Genomic DNA, 545 nt, shown 5'->3' on the forward strand with positions numbered 1-545 from the left:
TACGCCTTCTTCCAATTGAACAGTGAAGTTTTGGTCCTTGCTTGCATCATCATCAAAGTTTTGTGGATCCTTGAACTCATCGTTCACAACCTTGTAACCTTGGTTAGTCAATTCTTTCAACTTCGCAAGGTATTGGTCACGGCTAATTGGTTCGCCTGACTTACCGCCTTCTGAGATCTTCGCCAATTCTTTCTTAGCTTGGTCTACGAAGGTGATNGTTGCTTTTTGATCAGCNTTCTTGTAAGTTACGACTTCATCNGCTGGTTTNGCTGAGTCTGCTGTAACCTTCACATCTNCTACGCTAGCTTTATCTGCTACGTAACCCTTGATGTCTGGTGAAGTTTGTCCCTTGATCACGTCATCTTGTGATGTCCATGGGCCTTTTTCTACGATCGCTTTCGTTACGACGTTGATCTTCAGAATACGCGTGAATTTAGCGCTGTCTGTGAAGCTTGGTGCTGCTTCTTTACCATCTTCGTATACGTACTTGATCGTACGGCTCAATTCCTTCACAGCTTCTTGTTGAGCTGACTTGATCTTGTCAT

At 43.9% G+C, this 545-nt stretch carries 1 protein-coding gene; it reads right to left on the reverse strand.

Annotated elements, in window-relative coordinates; genetic code table 11:
- A partial coding sequence (locus D8790_RS10705) for a mucin-binding protein (RefSeq protein WP_446677488.1) occupies positions 1 to 513 on the reverse strand: 513 nt, incomplete at its 3' end.
- Positions 514 to 545 lie beyond the last annotated feature (32 nt).

Origin of the sequence: Streptococcus cristatus, assembly GCF_003943535.1 — a bacterium.
GTDB lineage: Bacteria > Bacillota > Bacilli > Lactobacillales > Streptococcaceae > Streptococcus > Streptococcus cristatus_L.